We start from the raw sequence: 18,692 nt of genomic DNA on the forward strand, positions 1-18,692 counted from the left end.
CTTTGAGAAATCGGGACGATTTCGCTAGTGAAGCGGGAGATTTGGGTCATAGACAACTGAAGTCTCCCGCTTCAACTCCTTCGATTTAGCGACCTATCCCGACGCCGTCTAGTGATTCAACACAGCCCGTTGTGGAGAACCGCAGTCGGTAACGCGTCACTCGAACGAACAGATACCGATACTGTACGTACTGGAATCGGCACTCAATCCGTCGACGGCGACCATGTTCCGGTCGGGGGACCAGGGGTACACTGGGTTGACGGTATGCATAAACTTGCGGTTCCAGTCGTCTCTCTCCATCTTCCGAAAGATCGACTGTTCGACCAGTCGTTGCTGGAACGCATCAGGGGACAGTCGTTCGATCCGATATTGGCTGACCTCCCGCTCCAGATACGACCGATAAAACACGTCGATGCTATCGGATCGATACAATGGCCGGCCAGATGGCGCCATGTTCGCCTTCCCGAACGGTGACTGGGACACGACCGACCTGTCGTTCGTGAATATCGGGTTATCGGGGTGGTCCTCCCACCCCTCGTCGAACAGCGAGTCGGAATATTTCAATCCGATGTCCAGGCTGTCCATGTCTTGATGAATGACGTACCACGTGCCATCGTGTCTAATCGGTGTCGGGTCCACACGGACGCCTGTGGGGATCGGCACGGACTCCAGTTCCCACGACGTCGGAAAGTCGACCGCCCGGTATATCCTGCATTCGCCGGCGACGTCCGGTCCAGGTGACGGGACCATGAGCCACGAGCCATCGTATCGAAACACGTGCGGGTACGTGTGTTGGGCCGTAGTGGGGTCGATCACGATCTTATTGTACTCGTAGTCGATTCCATCCTCGCTGTAGGCGTGGCCGATAAATACCTCACCTACCACGTTCTTTATCTCGAAGAACAGGTGGTATATACCACCCTCGTAGACGAGAAACGGGTCGGCGACGAACGAAGCAACTGCGTCGTCGACGTCGTCCTTCGTGAGCACGGGATTCGATGCGTCGGGATGGCCGACCAGCCGCGTCTCGTCAGGTAATGATGACTCTACGTACGGCGTCGTGTCGCCAGTTTCTAGGTCGGGAGTTCGAGACATCGGCTCGGGCACCACGTCTCTGTTGCGATTTATACATCGATAGATCCGACAGTAGCGACTCTTTAAATTGTTGTACATAGCACGAACAGTGGCCGTATCGCCGAGAAATGTTCGGAGCACGCTCAAACATCCTGCCAGTGGCGTTTCGAGTTGATAAAGACACCGCGCGGGCGTGAGCAACGAGATCGATCTGGGTCCGCTGTCTGAAGAGACCGGTGACGAGCAGCCGACGAATTCCGCACACGAGTCCGGTTTCGACGAGTTTCTACCGGCGTTTTCATTCGTATCAGCCGCTCTGCCCGGAGTCGACTCACTGCAGCGGTGAACCACTCGCCGTGTGAGTTAGCTTAACGACCTGCTCACTGACTTTGTCCCGAGCACCCGATTCCAGTAGTGTCTGAAGCTCTCTTCGGTGTCTGTGAAGCGGCAAAAACCCCTCGTAGCGCGGGTCAGACCCCAACCCCAGTATCGGCGAGTCGAAGTCGAACACGCTGAGGGTGATGGCCTTGCACTGGTATTAAATACCTGTTCTATGACATGGGCATATATCCATGGGTGATGAATACAAACTATCTTTTAAACCCTCGACATCAGTCTACGGAACGCATGATTCGAGTGCTGTGATTTTCCGTAATGGCGAACTCGTTCATGAGGTAGAAGAAGAGCGTTTCACTCGTGAGAAGCACGCGCCGAACAGTTTTCCTACGAACGCGATCAGATCTTGTCTCGAGTCATGTGATATAGCACTTCCCGAAGTCGACGAAATCATCGTTCCGTACGAACACGAACTGTATCGGAAACGGTTCCCCTACGAAATCCGGAATGCGGTATCAAGTGGTTCCATTCTCGGTCGATTCTGGCACACGTTGGAAGTGTTTGAACGACTGTACGACTGGAAATATCGAGCTATTCCGTCGATCGAGGCCCGACTCGCAGCCGATTTCTCGCGGCCGGTTCCGACTATCACAACTCGGCCCCATCACGCATGTCATGCGGCGAGTGCCTTCCACCCGTCGCCGTTTGGTAGTGCCCTGGGAGTGACGATCGATGGTGCGGGAGAATATGATTCAACCGTCGTCTGGCACTGCACTCCTGACGGTCTGGAACGTGTGAAGACATATACGTTTCCCAACAGCCTCGGCCGCTTCTTCGGGATAGTTACTGAGTTCCTCGGGTTTCGGCATCACAACGGAGAAGGGAAGGTTATGGGTCTAGCACCGTACGGTTCCGACAATACCGCTATTGAAAACCCGTTACGCAGGTTGCTAGATATCGGAGCCGATCACGACGTGACACCGTTAACCAAGCACGGATATGATGGTGGAGTCGAGAAACTTGAATCCCTGTTTGACCGGGAGCGTTCCGGGGGAACCGACTCGTATACTGCGTGGGAGAAAGATCTGGCCTATACGGCTCAAAAACTTCTCGAAGAGATCTGCGTCGCTATCGTAGAGCGGTACCGGGAGGAACTCGGAGAAACGAACGTGGTTCTCTCTGGCGGTGTTGCGTTGAACTGTAAACTAAACAAACGTATAATGGAACTCCCGGAGGCAGACGTGTTTATCCAACCTGTCGCAAATGACGCGGGGCTTGCAATTGGCGGTGGATTCATAGATGAATCGCCTGCTGATGTCGAACCGATGCAGACCGCTTACTGGGGGCCGTCCTACGAACGCGCATCAATCGAAGCCACCCTGGAGAAAAACAAGGTCGAATACACGGAGCCAGAAGACATTACCAAAACCGTTGCCGAGCGACTAGCTGACGGGAAAATAGTTGGCTGGTTTCAGGGTGCCCTCGAAATGGGGCCACGAGCACTGGGGAACCGGAGTATTCTGGCCGATCCCAGGACGGAAGCATCTCGTGATCGGGTCAACAAATATGTGAAACATCGGGAGGGGTGGCGCCCGTTTGCACCTTCACTCTTGGAATCTGCGGCAGACAAATACCTACAGAACTGGGAAGAGTCCTCCTTCATGATCAAAACCTTCGATACCGACCCCGATTGTCGAGACGATATCCAAGCAGTAGTCCACCCGGCTGACGGGACCACACGTCCGCAAACAGTCAACGAAGAGCAAAACCCTCGGTATCACTCACTGATTTCGGAGTTCGAGTCTATTACAGGTGTTCCCGTACTTCTCAACACGTCCTTCAACGATCATGGGGAACCTATCGTTGCGGAACCTGTTGAAGCATTGAAAGACTTCTACGGAATGGGGCTGGACTGTTTGGCTCTCGGGGATTTCCTCATTGAAAAGGATGGATGAACCCCATCTACGTGTCAAGGGGATTGGTAGGCCCTGCACTGGAGCTCAGTTCGGTGGGGCCGACCACCACTTGTTAGGCGCGACCCAGCCAGGATAACGAGCGGGCGTTACCATCCGTACGCAACGGATATCTCAACAGCGTCGAACGCATCTTTCGAGAGGTAAAACGTCGTACGTCTTCGTTCTCAAACTGTTTCAGCACCGCCGAAGCAGAAGACCGGAGACGACTTCATCGAGGCGGTTGTCTACGTTTGAATCAGCTAATTTGAGCACTACCAACCGCTACTTGCTCGCTCTGAGATGGTACTTGTCCCCTCGGTCGTCGATGGTGGTCAGTTCGAACCCATAGGATTTGAGCAGATCGAGCAGCTCATCCTCTGAAGCGTCGAACTTCGGGAGGTGACGGAGATGGACCTCACAGTAGACGAGCCGGCACTCATCGCGCCGCAGCGTCTCTTCGAACCCCTTCAGGACGTTGTACTCGGCCCCTTCGACGTCGACTTTCAGGACCGTTGGCGCGGGAACGTCTCTGTTTGCCACCAGGCCGTCGCCCCGTAACATATCCACGCTGGTCCGTTCGGCGCTGCCCTCCCCGTAGGCTTCGATGGACTCGGTCAGCTCGAGCAGGTTGTGGCTGGGCGCGGTCGTGTGGGACTCGACGGCCACGGACAGGTTCACCTCGCCCTCGCTGTCCGAGAGTGCCTTCTGGAAGATGGTGGCGTGGATGCCGTTTAGCCTGAGATTCTCGCTCAGGCGTGCGACGTTCGCGGGATGTGGCTCAAATGCGTAGACGCTGTTCTCGGGCAAGCGGTCGCCGACGAGACACGAGTAGATGCCGACGTTGGCTCCAATGTCGTAGAAGACGTCGTCGTCGCGAAGATCCGACAGGAGTTGCTCCATCACGTCCCGTTCGGTCATTGAGCGGAGGCGATTCAGCTCCGTGTGGTTCGAGACGTGATAGACGGCACTGGTGTCGCCGATTTCAATTGGGTACTCTCCAGATCGGAGAACCGCCGTATCGGCGACGGTCGTGTAGAGGCGTTTTGCGATGCCGAACAGCCCGAGCCGCCGAAGCCCCTGTTTTATCGGCTCCATCGCGGCGCTGTGCCGGAGTCTGGAAATGGTAGATACGAGTGAGCTTTGAAAGGTCATCTCACAGTTCATCGTAGCCCACGTTCATTTATCCATCGACATCCCCGGTCTGTCGCGTCGGGTGGGTAGCCGATGTCGTCGCTCTCCCATTGGCCGCGGCGCCCGTGCCCGTGCATCCTCGGATCCCTACAATCACCACCACAATTATGGTAGCACTGGTCCACCTCAATGACATGGCAACGGTAGCACAAGCGGGTTCCCACGCGGAGACGCTCACCAGGGACGGAATCGTTGTTATCGACGACTACCTCGATGCCGACGTCTGCGACGAGATCTACGAATCAGTCGTCGAGGCGGCCGAGGGCGGTGAGTTCGACGTGGCTGGCGAAGACCCTTCTTATGCAGACTTGCGGAACTGGGACGGACCGGTGGTGAATAAGCGATCCGGCTCCGACGAGGGCATGTGGGACATGTTCAACGTCGACCACGTCAACGACGATGTCGCGGACGTCAAAGAGGACGAGAGCATCGCCGAGATCATCAGTACTGCCGCGGACGAAACGTTCTCGGCCGACCATATCAACGTCTACTGGAACCGGTCGGTGACGAACACCCGGGGCTTTCACGCCGACACCTACACGAACAAGTTCAAGTCCTTCGTCTACCTGACGGATGTCCCGGACAGGTCCTACGGGCCGTACACCTACATTCCGGGGACCCACCAGATGTCTCTGGCCAAGGTCAAAGTGTCCGAACTGGTAAACAAGGTCAAAGGGAACCCGTCGACCGACGCCGTGTTCTACGACGAATCGGAGGCCGTCCACTGCACCGCTCCGAAGGGCACCCTCATCATCTCCGATCAGTCGGGGTACCACCGGGGCTATCCCCAGGAGGAGGGCCGCGAACGCATGATCCTCTCGGCGGCGTATACGCCACGATAACGGCCGGCCTGGATTTCAGGAGATCGAAGGCTACCGATCCAGAACTTCTAGTGCGACGTTCGCTTGCCAAGCCGTCACGGCGAGACTCCGAGGGATCTACGTTTTCAGGTCCAATTCACGTCGTGGGGGACGTTCGGTCTCGCCTCCGTTCCGTGTATCGTGCCGATCCCACGGACAGACTCGACGAACTCCGGCGTCTCTTCCGCGATCACCGACGACCGGCGGTCGCCGACGGGGATGGACCTGTCGAGATTGCCCCATCGTAGCGGCACTCGACACGGGACGTATCTGGAACAGATGGGCACCCACAGAACATCCCGATTGATCAGGGTCCGTTGCTGTTCACTGGACTGCAAGTGGCCTTCAGACCACATCCCACGATAGAACCGCGTCCACGGGTATCTTTTTCCGGGCTTTTCGACCCACGACAACGTCGAGCATTGTCGGTGAAATCCCCGTCCCGGGTCGCTTGATCGCGACATCATCACGAGTGATCTCGGCACCTCGTTCGATATCCTTGGCGGCCACCAAGCTCCGACGGGCGTGCGTCCGACTGTCTGATTCGGCTGCAATCGGCTCTTTCCGCGACGATCCAGTCGTCGTCAGCATCCGAGAAGTGTTCTCACGGAACGTCCTTACGTCGGTAGGATCCATCGCGTGATAGTGATCGTTACCGTCCAGACTTTTGTCCAAGGTAAAGTGCTTCTCGATGATGTCGGCTCCCTGAAATACCGAATTGAGTAGCGTGATCATTCCGGAATCGGGTGGTACGTGATCTGAATATCCTATCTCGTACTCTGGATATACTTCCGAAAGATGGTCGATCATCCCTAGATTTGCGTTTTCCTCTGTAGTAGGGTACTGAAGGATACAGTGGAGCAAACACAGTTCTGGATCGGGCGTTTCGTCCTCGATTACACGAACGGCATCGTCGATCTCGCTGATCGTGCTTGCTCCTGTCGAGAGTAAAATCGGTTTTTCCTTCCGTGCAATCGCCCGCAGAAGCGGATGGTTTGTAATGTCTGCGCTCGCGATTTTATAGGCGGGAACCACTTCGCTCAGATACTCAACGGCGTGAAAATCGAACGGGGTGGAGAGAAAGTCCAAATCGTAGTTGGCGTCGGTCCAGTCTGCGAGTTCGGCGAATTCGTCGGCACCAAAGTCATCGTACTGCTGGAACAACTCGTACTGCGAGTCCGTCGTCTCTTCGTCTGTATCCCAATACGCCGGCGAGTGCTTTGACGTTAGTCGGTCGGCAGTGTACGATTGGAACTTGACAGCATCGACACCTGCATCAGCAGCTTCGTTAATCATTTTCTTCGCGGCGTCGATGGGGGAGCAGCCACGCTGTTCGGCAATATCGAAGTGGTTGACCCCGATCTCTGCAATCAAATATGGTTGCAAGCGAGTCCCAATTTTTGTATTAGCTATCTGCATATTTCTCATTGAAAATGATCTGTTTGATACGGTCAATCCCATTATCGATATCGTGGTCGGAGAGTGCTTGACGCATCGTTTCGCGTTTCGTAGGCTCGTTGATGTACTCGATCACTGCATCAAGGATCTTCTCTTCCAGGACGTATTCTGCCAGTCCCAGTGACAAAATACCCTGTGACACGTGTGCATAGGGATGTTTCTGTTCTCTGGCATTCTGTGCAAGCGAGATTACTGGGAGATTCAGTGAGGCAGCCTCGTAGAGCGTACGGCCGTTCGAGGTAATTAACAGATCCGCTGCTCCCATGTGTTGCGCCATCGACTGGACCTCTCGGTTGATTTCGACCGTGTGTCGGTCGGGAATTTTGGAAACTATCGATTCAAGTGAGCCCCTATCGCCGTACCCAAGACCAAGCACGACATCGAGATGTAGACTATCATCGATTGACGAAATTGCCTCAAGTGTCCGTGCAGTCAGGTTGTTCTGATCTGCGCCACCAAAGGAGATCATGATCCGGTCGACTGACTCGATAGCTGATTTCTGCTTGCTGAATCTGAACTCTCCCCTGAGACAGAAGTACTGGAACCCGTAGTAATGGTTCTCGGGCGGATTCGAATATTCGTATAGCGCATTTATCACAGCATCTGCGTGATTGGCTCCCTCGCCGAGGTCCTCGAAGTTCACCACACGAGCGCCTGTCTCCTGCAGTGATCGAACGTAGTCGCCTGCTGTATCTAGGATATCGTTCAGGACGACGAACGGTGAGGCGTCGCCGACGTAGGCCAAAAACGAGTCGTTGTCATCGAACACCCGATAGTCGTAATTGTTCTCCTCGAGTTTCTCGATGGCGATGTCGTCGTTTGGGCTGACCGCAAAGAGGATGTCGTGTTTGAAGAGCTCGTCCGCAATGGTGATACCTCGAAAGATGTGACCAGTCCCGTTCTCTTCGTTCCCCGTGACGCGATATACGAGTTGTTTACGATCCAGGTAACTCTCTGCGGTTATCCAGTCCGTGTAAGTGTCGATATCGATACCCTCTCGCGAACTGACAGTATAAAACGTGGGATCGTCGCCAATTCGGCGACTGTCCTTGATGACAGCGTTGTGAGATAAGAACACCCCGATCTCGGCGTATATCGGATCCATCTGTTGGCGGTTCTTCCGGTCCGAGGAGACAGGTTCGTAACCACTGTCGGTTTCTTTCCAGTAGTGATGCGTACTGTCTGCGACGAAGACGCCGCTGTCCGAAGTCCGGTCAAGAACGTATTGAATGCCGTCATCGATGGTTCCTGGTTCGATAAGCGGGGTCGTCGGCTGGAAACAGAGGACGTAGGTGAAGTCACCGTCGACTGACTCGAATGCGTGCTTGACGACTGGAGCGAGTGGAACGTCATCAGTTGCGAGATGCGCAGGTCGATCAATGACAGCGTCGGCATCGAAGTGTCGGCCGATCTGAGCAATCTCTCTACTGTCTGTTGTTATTGCTACTTCGTCAATTAGTGATGCCTGGTGACTCGTTTCGATAGCGTGTCCAATGAGCGGTTTCCCTCCTAGGTCTCGGACGTTCTTTCGAGGAATACCCTTCGACCCCTTTCTAGCTGGAATAACAGAGAGGATCTCTTCGTCCATTTTGTTGGGAGTCTGTGAGAGCGACGTTTAGTCTTTCCGACATATATAAACAATCTGTTATTTTGGAGAACGGTCAACGGTACCAGGTGTTACTGCCGGAACCAGGGGCACCACCTGCGATCATGACGGACATCGTACCCGTCGACGAACCAGGCTCAGAAGTGATAGTATTTCTGACAGTTGGGGTGCCTCGAATAGCCGCCGAACCGTTCCTTCTTTCACGGCGACACATGGCGCCGGCGGCGAGCGGGCAGCGATTTGGGAGTCCGACCTCGTCGTTGACCTTGAGCAGTCGGACGTGATCGAGAATCTCGTCCTCTTAATCGACGGTGTAGTAGTCAGCCGCCAGTATTTCGGGTGTCTCGTCGGCCTGGTCGTCGACGACCACCTCGTAGTCGTCCTAGAGCTGTGCGAACGCACTGTCGAGACAGCGAGGAGATACGCCTCGTATTTGTCAGCGGTGATAATGATACTGACCTTTGGTGCCATTATATTCTCGACCGGTTGATAGCGATCTTCCATATTTCAAACTTCTGAACGGAAATACGTTCTCTTATCGCTGCTCCTCGCAGATTCGGCGCAGTTCTGTCTCGATATTCTCGACGGCACCGTCGGCGAAGAAGCGATCGCTCTCGACCGACGACTGTGCCCCCGTCACGAGCGCGTCCGCCAGTTCGTCCGCCGAATCGACGACCGTCGCGTACCCCTCGGTCACCAGAGGCCGCACGTACTCCACGCCGGGGAGATCGACGAGATACGTCGGCAGGCCGAAGTTGAGTCCCTCGTACAGCGCCGTCGATCCGACACCGATCTGGGCCGCAGACGTCGCGAAGAGTTCGTACAGCGACGGGGTTTCACCGGCGACCACCGTCACACCCGAGTCAGCGAGCCAGGGGTAGCGCGACCTCCAGTCGTCGACAGTGCTCGGGTGCAGTTTGTACACCACCTCTCTGTCGACCTGTTCGTCCACCCGGACCGCGATCTTCGAGAGTGGTTCGCCGATCGTTTGTTGGGAGACGAATAGCACCTGCGCTTTCGGTTCGAGGTGGTCGAACTCGTCGCGCCGCATCTCCAGGTACGGATAGCCGACGTCGATGACTCGTTCTGCCGGGAGTGGAAACTCGACGGCGTCGTTCCAGAACTCACCGAAGGTGAGCAGATAGTCGGGGAAGGCCGCCTTCGTCCGGTCGCCGGGATAGGCATAGCCGGCGTGATACTTGTGAATCACGCCGTGTTGCAGTTCGACGACGGTCACGCCCCGCTCGCGACAGGCCTCGACGAACGTCTCTCGCCAGTAGCTCGTAACGAGGACGACCATCTCGGGGTCGAGACGCTTGAGGAGTGCCCGATATAGCCACTTGAGCGAGCGGCGGATCGCGAGCTGTCGCCGTGACCGCTGGCGGATTCGACTCTCGACGTCGAACGCCCGGTCGATCGAGCGCTCGAGGGCTTCCAACCGCCGTTCCGAGTCGGATGGAAGCGGTACGTCGGCCAGACCCAGACTCCGCTGGATCGACCCGGTGAACTCGATCAGGTCGGTGTACCTGAGTCCCTCCGTTCGCGCCGGCGTTCGGTGGATGCTCTTGAACGGGGGTTCGAGATGGAGGGTGTCAACGTCCGTCCCCTCGTGAATGGGATCGAAGTAGATGTCCCACCAGTAGCCGTCCTCGAGTCGCTTCCGGCGACTGTGTCCGAGAAAGACCACGTCGTGGTCCCCGGCGGTGAACGGGTTTCGAACGAAGACGTTCTTTGCCCATAGTTTGAGCGGCGCGAGCTTGTCGAGGAGCGAACCGCCGGTTCCGGACCCGTCGTCTCGAGTGGGAAAGAGCACTTCCTGATGAACGTCGAACCGGACCCGTTCCCAGACTGGTATCTCGTCTACCCGAACGTCGAATACGTCGTGTTCGCTCTCGAGTTCGAGAAACCGTTCGTGTCTCTCGACTATGTCGCTGTTCGCCACCGTATCGAACCGTTCCCCGTCGGCCGTATATATACACCGACCATCCACGATTACGGCACCAACCAGCGGGCGGCCCGTCGGGGCCACCGGTTAATTCTCCGCGCTCCGACAGCCATCTGACACATCAACGATCGGTCGGACACGGCATCGAACGCCTGTCGACTGGTTCGGTGGCCGACCCATCGGACCCTCTCGCACCGCACGGTCCGGCATCTAAGACTTGGCGGTCAGGTTCTTTCTGATCCTGCTGAGCCGACCGGCCACGGCGGTTTTGAGGTCGTTGATCAACCAGAAACCGGCCTCGCCAAGGAGGGACGCGGCCACCTGGAGATAGTATTTGAACCGAACCGGGTTCTTGCGGACTGCTAAGACGAACTCCCGTCGTGCAGCGTCAAACTCTCCTAACTTGGCGTGAAGGTATCCCTTCGTGTAGTGCGTGAACGCCTGTTCGTGTCTGGAGAAGTGCTCCCCGTGTTTCTCGGTCAGGTACTCCAGCGCGTCGAGTTTCTCCTCGAAATCGGTCGAGATCCGTTCGGCGACCCCTTCCCCCCGGTCCTCGTGTTGATACCGGTTCACGAGCACGTCAGAGACCGGGACCAACTCGTACCGCTCGAGGTAGCGGACCAGGAACTCGCGGTCCTGAAACGCACCCAGCGACTCGTCCAACGTTCCGACCGTATCGAATACGTCCCGACGAAATGTCAGATTCGAAAACCCGATCTTGAGGTCGCCGATGACTGTCTGTGACTCTCTCAGCGTGTCGTTCGCGACGCTGATGTCCACCGTGGATCCGTTCCGCGTGAATCGCTGTGACGTGTAGACGCCACCGACGCGTTCTTTGGCGTCCGTCAGTGTGGCGAGTACCCTCTCCAGGTGTGAGGGGGTAAACTCGTCGTCGGAATCGAGAAAGCTCAGATACTCCCCCGAGGACGACCTGATTCCCGAGTTTCGACACGCGTTTGCCCCACGGTTTTCTTCGAAGCGGACGTATCGGACACGGTTGTCCGTGTACGACGCCATCAGTTCGGGCGTGGCGTCGGTCGACCCGTCGTCGACGACGACCACCTCGAACGCGTCGATTGTCTGGGCCAGTACGCTATCTACAGCGCGTGCGAGCGTCTTTGCTCTGTTGTACGTCGGGATGACGACACTGACGGATGGGTCCTCCATAGGTCTCCGAATCACGCCTCCAGACGCCTATGATACATCCGGACCTCGATATATAAATCCACGCAGTTGTCGCCGTCCCGTTCCGCGTCGCCTCGGCGCCAGGTCCTCCGGCGTCGCGAACGGTCAACCTATATGGTGACCCGAGAGTGCAGACATACACGGACCTGCATGTCAGACGAAACGACAGTCCTGCACCTGATAACGCGCTATCTCGACGGTGGTGCGGAGACGACGACCGAAAACGAGATCGAGGCGCTCCTCGACGCCGATGCTGACTACGACGTCATCCTCGGGACGGGCATCGCGCACGAACCGGACGCCCTCACAGCGCTCGAAACCCGCGGCGTCCGGACGGTCATTTTCCGCACGATCCGGCACTACGATCCTGTCGCCGCCGTCATCGCCATCTTTGCGGTCGCGATCTTCCTCGTCCGGAACGATGTCGACGTGATCCACACCCACAGTACCGAAGCGGGCGTCGTCGGACGGCTCGCCGGCTGGCTAGCGCGGACGCCGGTCGTCGTCCACGAGATCCACGGCGACCCCATCACCGCGGACCGCAACGCCCTGCTGAATCGGTTTCTCCTGTGGGCCGAGCGGATGACCGCACCGATGGCGACGCGGCTGGTCGTCAAGTCCGATCGAATCCGGGACGCGTACCTCGAACGGGGAGTCGGGCGGCCGGAGCAGTACGTTACGATCTATCACGGGGTCGACGTCGAGAGATTCGCTGGAGCGGCGCCGTCCGACCCCGTCGCCAACGCGACAGACCCAGTCGTCACGTTTGTCGGTCGAGTCGTCGATGGGAAGGGGCTATTCGACCTGCTGGACGCGGTCGAGCGAATAGACGCGTCGATGGCTCTCTTTGTCGTCGGCGACGGACCGCTGACGGACGCCATCGAACGCGAGGTGGACGAGCGAGGACTCGAACACGTCCGGTTGCTCGGGTACCGAGACGACGTAGCGAAGTTGCTCGCCGGGAGCGACCTCCTCGTGTTGCCGTCGTACCGGGAGGGGACCCCGCGTGCCGTCACCGAGGCACAGGCGGCGGGTGTCCCGGTCGTGGCGACCGATGTCGCAGGTATCCCGGAACAGGTTGCCGACGGCGCTTCAGGGATTCTCGTGCCACCGGGAGATGTCGACGCGCTGGCTGACGCGATGGAACTGCTGCTCGACGACGAACCGACACGGGAACGGATGGCCGGGGAGGCCGTCGAACAGGTGCGTCCCTTCCGACGTGACCACGTCGCCGACCAGATCCGGTCGCTGTACGCGACCCTCGTCGATCCGCGAGCGGACGGCGTCGAGTGACCGACCTCACGGCGTGGCTTCCCGATCGCTGGCCAAGCGGAATCGGTCGATCACGTAGATCGCACCGAACAGGTAGAGGACCCAGACGAACTGCTGGCGCATTCTGACTGCCGTTCCGACGTTGACCGTGCCGATGCTATAAAAGACGCTCACCACCACGAACCCGGCGACGAGCCCAGTACCGACGGCGACGTCGCGACGGACGACGTACCTGAAGCCGGCGAGTGCCGGGATGGCGTACGCCAGGTTCACCAGTGGCTCGACGAGAACCACCAGCGTCTCGAGCTGGCCGACCATCCACGGAAAGGGTGTGAAGTAGAAGTACAGCACGCCGATCCAGGAGAAGACGACCATTTCGATGAGCGTCTCGGGAACGAATTGCTCCAGATACGCCGTCTCACCCCTCGTCCGCTGTCGATGTATCGTCGAGAGGGTCTGGACTGCTAGCCCGACGATCGACCGTCCGAACGCGACGACACCGAGACCGGCGGTCGTGGCAACGGCGCCGGCCGTGCGGTACGCGTGGTGGCGAACCGTCCAGCCGATCCACGAACCGATGGCGATGGCGAATAGATACGGGTAGATATTATCGGGGCGCGTCACGAGCACAAGACCCAACAGGATCGCGACGCTCGCGGGGCGGAACCGCCATCGTTTCCCGGCCGTCGCTGCGAACACCCGCACCAGCGTCGTCGTCGCGAAGAGGATCGTCGACTCCCGGAGCAGAGTGGGGTGACTCAGGGCGAAACTCGGGAACGCGGCGACGGGGAGTGCGGCCAACAGACCGGCTCGCCGTGAGTGAAACCGGACGCCGAGTGCGTAAACGTTGTATACGGCAACCGAGCCGAGAAACAGCAACGCCACTCGAGCGTAGACCCCGCTCGGACCTGGAAACAGCCAAAACGGCGACAACACTAAACTCCAGACGGTGTCGGACGGACCGATCTTCATCACCGGAATGAACTGCGTGTATATCTCCACGTCGGGCAGGTTCCCGTGCCGGAGCGTCTCCCCGAAGCGTCGCGCCAGCTTCTCGAATCTCCGGGCGTCGTTCTGGGCGTAGGGATTTAGTTCCGTGAGCGAGAGCGGAAGGAAGAGCAACCGGAACAGGAAACTCCCGAGGAGCAATCGCCGTCCGATAGACACAGCGAATTCACGCCAGTGGTCCTCAAAAGGCTTTACATATCGGCGGAAACTGATCCAGGTCAGCCATTTGCAAGGGTCGATGCGAGTCCGAGGACCCAACGGCTCGGTTTCGGTCGGTTCGGTGACCCGGTTTCGACCGCTCGGCCTGTAATGGCATACAATATGTGGCCGGCGCTGTAACGATCACCGCAATGACCTCTAGGACGGTTCTGGTGTTCATAAATACGGCCACTGAGACCTCTAACGCGCTTGAGATAGCCGCGTCGATGGCGCGGGAGACAGACGACATCGAGATAAGAGTCTGTTCGTTTTATCCGCCCGATACGCAGTCGTTCGGGGTCGGCGTCGACTCCCTCGACGCCTCCTCACAGTTAGATCCGATGGCTTACGTCCGCTTCGTCCGTCTCGTTCGCCGTATCGACCCGGACATCGTTCACGTGCACCCGCAGGGAACAGGCTCGATTGTCCGCCTCCTTCTGTCTCTGTCCGACTTGGGGCTTGTCACGACCGAACACAACACCCACGACGATTTTGGCCGCCTCAAACGAACGGTGAACGGGTTCACGAACGTGCTGAATGACGCGTTGGTCGCGAACTCCGAAACCACTCGCGAGAGTTTTGCCTCCTGGGAACGGCGATTGTTGGATCTGGCCGATGTACGGGTGCCCGTCATCTACAACGGGGTCGACCTGGAGACGGTCAGGGCTGTCGGGGGCGGCGAGAATCGCCCCGAACTACCGGACGGGTTTCTGATCGGAACCGCGGGAAGGCTCGTACCGCAGAAGAATCAGGCCGCCCTACTCGAAGCAGCAGCACCCCTGGTCCGTGCATACGATTCCGTTCACGTGGTCGTCGTCGGTGGCGGTCCGTTGCTGGACGCGCTCGAGCGCAAGGCGCATAACCTTGGTATTTCCGAGTCAGTGCAGTTCACCGGCTTCCTCCCGAAACGAGAGACGGTCCACGAGGTACTGCGATCGCTTGACGTGTTTGCCTTTCCATCACGATACGAGGGGTTCGGTGTGGCCGCTATCGAAGCGATGGCACTCGGGACGCCCGTAGTCGCGAACGACATCCCGGTATTGCGTGAGGTCATCGGTGACGCGGGGGTGCTAGTTGATACCAGTGACCGGAACCGGTTTGGTAACGCTCTCGAACGCCTGTACGAGAATGACGACGAGCGAGCGGACCTGGCGGATGCCGGACGCCGACGCGCGACGAACACGTTTCCACTGTCCGATACCGTTTCCGACTACGCGGCTCTCTACCGGTCAGTCGCCCGCTCGCTCGCTCGTCAGTGAGATCACACTCCGTAGACCGAAGGAAGAACACCTCTACAGTGTCGGACCGGCACCAGTGTTCCTCGACCAGATGTGTCCCAAGAAAACCCAAAACCACCGGTCACCAGCACGCTCTCGTCGTTCCAGTACGTCGTCGTGTCACTCAGTCTTCAGGATAGGGTCGTCGCCGGTCGATACGGAGGGCCGGGATCGATATCGGACAGGTCGTCTGATGAAACTGCTACGGATTCCGACTATTGATTAAGGTTTCCTTCGGACCCCGCTCGGGCGAACTGTGTCCCGCTCTGGGAACTATTGTTTCCGTTTCGTTTGCCTACGAAGCGTTTCGAGACCCACACTCACTATCTCTCGGGCCGTCGGTGCGGTGTGAATCTCCCCGAGGTGGGATGGTTCCATCGGTGACTCGCCCGTGAGAACGGTGTCGAACCCGTCGGTTGCGAGCGGTACCGACTGGGCGAACAACCGGTCCTGGATGGACGTCCACGATCGACAGTCAGCGATATCGACAGTTGTCGACGCGACGACCTCGCCACCGTCTAACGTTTCGGTGAGTCGCTGTAAGGTTACGCCCGCCGTTTCCCGTCCGTCATAGAATTCCCAGAACCCGGCCGGTCGGCCACGGTACTCGCGGATATCACCGTGATGAAAACTGAGTACACCGTAGTCCGGAGCATCGAGAACTGCGCCGCGAAGCACGCCGAACCCGAACCGAATGGCGAGATCACACTCCGCCTCCAGCGACTCGATGGCGTCCGTCGGGAGTTCATTTCCGAACGACTCGGCGTCCATCGGGGTACAGTCGACGCGCGGAACACCGTCCAGACAGCTGACTTCGGCGAGTGGGACCGACCGGCGGAACCAAGGGTCGACCAGACTGTCCCGAACGCCGACTACGAGGCCCCATAGCCCGTCGGCGGTGATCTTGTCGACTGCCGCGCGGAGGGTGCTCTCTGACGCGTCGTTCCGAACTACGATCGAGAGCGATACGTCCTCCCGGTGAGCGATCACGTTGAGGACGCGCTGCTGCCACTCACGAACTGAGTCACCGTCGACCAGAACGCCGACATCAAGTGGGGTGTTCGTCATCGAACCAGCCCTGCCAGTTCACTCATCGTCGCGATACGAACGTTGGTCTCCGATCGCTTCTCCGCGAGCCACTCCAGAAAAGAAACAACGGGCCCGAACTGTTCACTGTTCGCGAGGTTGTATAGGTGCGTCCAATAGTGGACAGCGGAGTCGTGTTCGATGGCCCGCTTGACGCCGCGTCGTAGGTACCGCAACTGGTGTCGCTGTCGGGTGCCGACCGGCATGAACCGAAACGGGAGCGGTGCGGACCGGGCACCGTTCGGAAGGAGTGGGCTCGTCAACGACGGTTCGAAGCTGCTGTAGGTCTCGACGATGTCGTTGACGACTGACGGATCGCGGATCGGCGGCGCTTGCCATGGGAGCGCCCGGGACGCAGTGTTCAGCTTTCGCGCTCTCGTTGAACCGGGATGTTGTGCCGGGACGCGGATCACTTCGATACCGTGGTCGGCTAGTGTCCTGTAGTCTGTGTCACTGTGTCGCGGGGCGACGAACGACGAGAGCTGACCGGGGTCGAGTTCCGCGACACGGTCGAGTTCCCAGTCGAGTTCGTCGCGGTCGTCGGTCCGGACGCTGTGTGAAAACGTGTGTGTACATACCTCATGATCGGTGGGGCGATCCTTGATCTCCGTCACCATCTCCGGGGCGTAGTACCGTGGGTGACGATCGCCGGTCGATCCCGGATCACTCTCGAACCAGCCGGCGGGATGGGGGCCATCGTGAGTTCCAGAACACGCCGCCAGACAGAGATGCCCGACAACGTCGAACGTGAACGGGATCGACGTTTCGTCGAGATTGTCAAGCAGACGGTTCAGGGTTCCTCGTTCGCGCTTCCCATCGTCCGTGAGCAGGTCGTCGCCGACCGGAATGTCGTGAAACCCCCACCCGAGTTCCACTTCGATGCTGAACGTGACCGTGGCGGTCATTCGATGTATCCTAGATCTTCTAAGTTCTCTTCGACGCTGTCTCGGAGCCCCTCGTGGCCCCGCTTGTCGGTCCTAGCAGCGGTTCCAGTAGCGGCGTGATCGTCCAGTAGCGTTCGCAGTTCCGCAGCGATTTCGGGTTCGTCTCCGATCACGTTCGCACCGTCGGTCGACATGTGTGGTCCGTGGTAGAGTTCGGTTTCCTCGGCCGCTGTATCGGTCAGGAGCTTCCATTCGCCGCGTCTGACCCCGTAGTAGCTCCCGTCGTGCTGGAAGAAGACGGGTGCTTCGAGATTGCGATCTTTTTCTGGAAGTGATGTCCCGGGACGATCTGGATATTCCGGTACGTGACCGTTGAGTACCGTCGGGAACACGTCGACGTGTTCCGCGATACCGTCTCTGACGACGCCGGAATCGAGCTCAGCCGACCGCACGATCGTCGGCACTTGCGTGTAACTCGAGTGGAGCGTGGCGATGTGAAACTCCTCGAACTGCCCGAACTCCTCGCCGTGGTCGCCGGTCAGAATGACGGTAGCGTCGTCGGGCGCGTGGTTGAGGAGACGACCGATCTGTTCGTCGGCGCTCCGGATCCCCGCGTCGTACGCGTCGATCACCGCTTGTGGCGGCGCCTCGCCGACCGTGATCGCGTCGGATCGACCTGGGTGGATGACGTGTTCGACGTCTACATCGCCCCGAAGTGCCTTCAGGTGGTCGTCCCACCGGGCGTAGGGCGTGTGTGCGTCCATAAGGTGAATCCAGGCAAAGTGATCGTTCTCGGCACGTCGCTGTTCGTCGAGCCAGTCAACCGCGTGGTCGACCACGTCCACGTCCGTCACGCTAGGCTGGAACTCGCTGCCAGCGACGCGTTCGAACAGTCGGTAGAGTTTCGATAGCCGCTCCCGGAGCCACCCGGCCCCGATCAGGTTGTCGACGCCGCGGGCGAGGCTCTCGACGATACCCTGTTCGTCGGCGAAGTCGGAGACAGATAGATAGGTGTCGAACCCGATATCATATCCGTAGTCGCGGCTGAGATACCCGTTGTTTGCAAAGCCGGCGGTCGCGTACCCGGCCTCGCGGAACAGTTCGGCCAGCGTGGGGACGGCTTCCGGGATTCCGAGGCCGTCGATTTGGTTCGTGTACAATCCTGTGTGAATCGTCTGGAGTGTCCACCGCGTTCCCGGACAGTTCGCGTAGGAGACTTCGAACCATGTCGCGTCGTCCACGAACGCGTCTATGTGAGGTGTCGTCGGCCGGTCGTATCCATAACAGCCGACGTGGTCCGCTCTGAGGCAGTCGACGGTTATCAGCAGTACGGAGTCCATCTATCGAGCGTTATTGG

The 18,692-nt window shown here is 58.4% G+C and carries 15 protein-coding genes and 1 pseudogene; 6 read left to right on the forward strand and 10 right to left on the reverse strand.

The window, feature by feature from the left end; translation table 11 throughout:
• Positions 1-156: 156 nt before the first annotated feature.
• Complete coding sequence (locus MU521_RS05735) at positions 157-1,107, reverse strand: glucosamine inositolphosphorylceramide transferase family protein (protein WP_139171054.1); 951 nt, start codon at positions 1,105-1,107, stop codon at positions 157-159.
• A gap of 539 nt (positions 1,108-1,646) precedes the next feature.
• Between MU521_RS05735 and MU521_RS05740 the strand changes: the two genes are divergently transcribed.
• Positions 1,647-3,365, forward strand: coding sequence for a carbamoyltransferase family protein (locus MU521_RS05740; RefSeq protein ID WP_092688425.1), 1,719 nt, complete (start codon positions 1,647-1,649; stop codon positions 3,363-3,365).
• 119 nt (positions 3,366-3,484) lie between these two features.
• Positions 3,485-3,634, forward strand: a pseudogene (locus MU521_RS05745) (IS6 family transposase); the annotation flags it as partial.
• Positions 3,635-3,647: 13 nt separating this feature from the next.
• On the opposite strand, the gene MU521_RS05750 reads toward MU521_RS05745, so the two are convergent.
• Positions 3,648-4,460: an FkbM family methyltransferase gene (locus MU521_RS05750; protein WP_175452774.1), complete on the reverse strand. Its 813-nt coding sequence runs from the start codon at positions 4,458-4,460 to the stop codon at positions 3,648-3,650.
• Positions 4,461-4,690: 230 nt separating this feature from the next.
• Between MU521_RS05750 and MU521_RS05755 the strand changes: the two genes are divergently transcribed.
• Positions 4,691-5,398: a phytanoyl-CoA dioxygenase family protein gene (locus MU521_RS05755; RefSeq protein ID WP_092688431.1), complete on the forward strand. Its 708-nt coding sequence runs from the start codon at positions 4,691-4,693 to the stop codon at positions 5,396-5,398.
• 363 nt (positions 5,399-5,761) lie between these two features.
• On the opposite strand, the gene MU521_RS05760 is transcribed toward MU521_RS05755, so the two are convergent.
• Both MU521_RS05760 and MU521_RS05765 read right to left on the reverse strand, forming a co-directional pair.
• On the reverse strand, positions 5,762-6,790 hold the full coding sequence (locus MU521_RS05760; RefSeq protein ID WP_245681143.1) for an N-acetylneuraminate synthase family protein: 1,029 nt from the start codon (positions 6,788-6,790) through the stop codon (positions 5,762-5,764).
• A gap of 31 nt (positions 6,791-6,821) precedes the next feature.
• A complete protein-coding gene (locus MU521_RS05765; protein ID WP_092688437.1) occupies positions 6,822-8,462 on the reverse strand; it encodes a cytidylyltransferase domain-containing protein in 1,641 nt (546 codons plus the stop codon).
• Between the two features lie 298 nt (positions 8,463-8,760).
• On the opposite strand from MU521_RS05765, the gene MU521_RS05770 reads away from it, so the two are divergent.
• Positions 8,761-8,970 carry a hypothetical protein gene (locus MU521_RS05770; RefSeq protein ID WP_092688440.1) on the forward strand — a complete coding sequence of 70 codons (210 nt, stop codon included), beginning with the start codon at positions 8,761-8,763 and terminating at the stop codon, positions 8,968-8,970.
• Positions 8,971-9,015: 45 nt separating this feature from the next.
• Here MU521_RS05770 and MU521_RS05775 read toward each other — a convergent pair whose 3' ends face one another.
• Positions 9,016-10,422, reverse strand: coding sequence for a hypothetical protein (locus MU521_RS05775; protein WP_217630105.1), 1,407 nt, complete (start codon positions 10,420-10,422; stop codon positions 9,016-9,018).
• 213 nt (positions 10,423-10,635) lie between these two features.
• Positions 10,636-11,592, reverse strand: coding sequence for a glycosyltransferase family 2 protein (locus tag MU521_RS05780; RefSeq protein ID WP_092688442.1), 957 nt, complete (start codon positions 11,590-11,592; stop codon positions 10,636-10,638).
• A gap of 168 nt (positions 11,593-11,760) precedes the next feature.
• On the opposite strand from MU521_RS05780, the gene MU521_RS05785 reads away from it, so the two are divergent.
• Positions 11,761-12,903 carry a glycosyltransferase family 4 protein gene (locus MU521_RS05785; RefSeq protein WP_175452775.1) on the forward strand — a complete coding sequence of 381 codons (1,143 nt, stop codon included), beginning with the start codon at positions 11,761-11,763 and terminating at the stop codon, positions 12,901-12,903.
• A gap of 6 nt (positions 12,904-12,909) precedes the next feature.
• Here MU521_RS05785 and MU521_RS05790 read toward each other — a convergent pair whose 3' ends face one another.
• Complete coding sequence (locus MU521_RS05790) at positions 12,910-14,049, reverse strand: hypothetical protein (protein WP_092688447.1); 1,140 nt, start codon at positions 14,047-14,049, stop codon at positions 12,910-12,912.
• 191 nt (positions 14,050-14,240) lie between these two features.
• On the opposite strand from MU521_RS05790, the gene MU521_RS05795 reads away from it, so the two are divergent.
• Positions 14,241-15,347, forward strand: a complete 1,107-nt coding sequence (locus tag MU521_RS05795) for a glycosyltransferase family 4 protein (RefSeq protein WP_092688450.1) — start codon at positions 14,241-14,243, stop codon at positions 15,345-15,347.
• A gap of 291 nt (positions 15,348-15,638) precedes the next feature.
• On the opposite strand, the gene MU521_RS05800 is transcribed toward MU521_RS05795, so the two are convergent.
• From MU521_RS05800 to MU521_RS05810, 3 genes are read right to left on the reverse strand one after another with little or no spacing between them, the layout of a single operon-like run.
• On the reverse strand, positions 15,639-16,433 hold the full coding sequence (locus MU521_RS05800) for a formyltransferase family protein (protein ID WP_092688453.1): 795 nt from the start codon (positions 16,431-16,433) through the stop codon (positions 15,639-15,641).
• A complete protein-coding gene (locus MU521_RS05805; RefSeq protein WP_092688456.1) occupies positions 16,430-17,356 on the reverse strand; it encodes a polysaccharide deacetylase family protein in 927 nt (308 codons plus the stop codon). The genes MU521_RS05800 and MU521_RS05805 overlap by 4 nt, the downstream gene beginning before the upstream one ends.
• Positions 17,353-18,675: a sulfatase gene (locus MU521_RS05810; RefSeq protein WP_092688459.1), complete on the reverse strand. Its 1,323-nt coding sequence runs from the start codon at positions 18,673-18,675 to the stop codon at positions 17,353-17,355. Before MU521_RS05810 ends, MU521_RS05805 begins: the two co-directional genes overlap by 4 nt.
• Positions 18,676-18,692 lie beyond the last annotated feature (17 nt).

Source organism: Halorientalis regularis (assembly GCF_023698535.1).
GTDB classification, from domain to species: domain Archaea; phylum Halobacteriota; class Halobacteria; order Halobacteriales; family Haloarculaceae; genus Halorientalis; species Halorientalis regularis.

What these genes read in the sequence shown, in the direction of transcription:
- MU521_RS05740 (WP_092688425.1), top strand. Translation starts at nt 1,647, where the DNA reads ATGGGTGATGAATACAAACTATCTTTTAAACCCTCGACATCAGTCTAC.
- MU521_RS05750 (WP_175452774.1), bottom strand. Translation starts at nt 4,460, where the DNA reads ATGGAGCCGATAAAACAGGGGCTTCGGCGGCTCGGGCTGTTCGGCATC.
- MU521_RS05755 (WP_092688431.1), top strand. Translation starts at nt 4,691, where the DNA reads ATGGCAACGGTAGCACAAGCGGGTTCCCACGCGGAGACGCTCACCAGG.
- MU521_RS05765 (WP_092688437.1), bottom strand. Translation starts at nt 8,462, where the DNA reads ATGGACGAAGAGATCCTCTCTGTTATTCCAGCTAGAAAGGGGTCGAAG.
- MU521_RS05780 (WP_092688442.1), bottom strand. Translation starts at nt 11,592, where the DNA reads ATGGAGGACCCATCCGTCAGTGTCGTCATCCCGACGTACAACAGAGCA.
- MU521_RS05785 (WP_175452775.1), top strand. Translation starts at nt 11,761, where the DNA reads ATGTCAGACGAAACGACAGTCCTGCACCTGATAACGCGCTATCTCGAC.
- MU521_RS05795 (WP_092688450.1), top strand. Translation starts at nt 14,241, where the DNA reads ATGACCTCTAGGACGGTTCTGGTGTTCATAAATACGGCCACTGAGACC.
- MU521_RS05800 (WP_092688453.1), bottom strand. Translation starts at nt 16,433, where the DNA reads ATGACGAACACCCCACTTGATGTCGGCGTTCTGGTCGACGGTGACTCA.
- MU521_RS05805 (WP_092688456.1), bottom strand. Translation starts at nt 17,356, where the DNA reads ATGACCGCCACGGTCACGTTCAGCATCGAAGTGGAACTCGGGTGGGGG.
- MU521_RS05810 (WP_092688459.1), bottom strand. Translation starts at nt 18,675, where the DNA reads ATGGACTCCGTACTGCTGATAACCGTCGACTGCCTCAGAGCGGACCAC.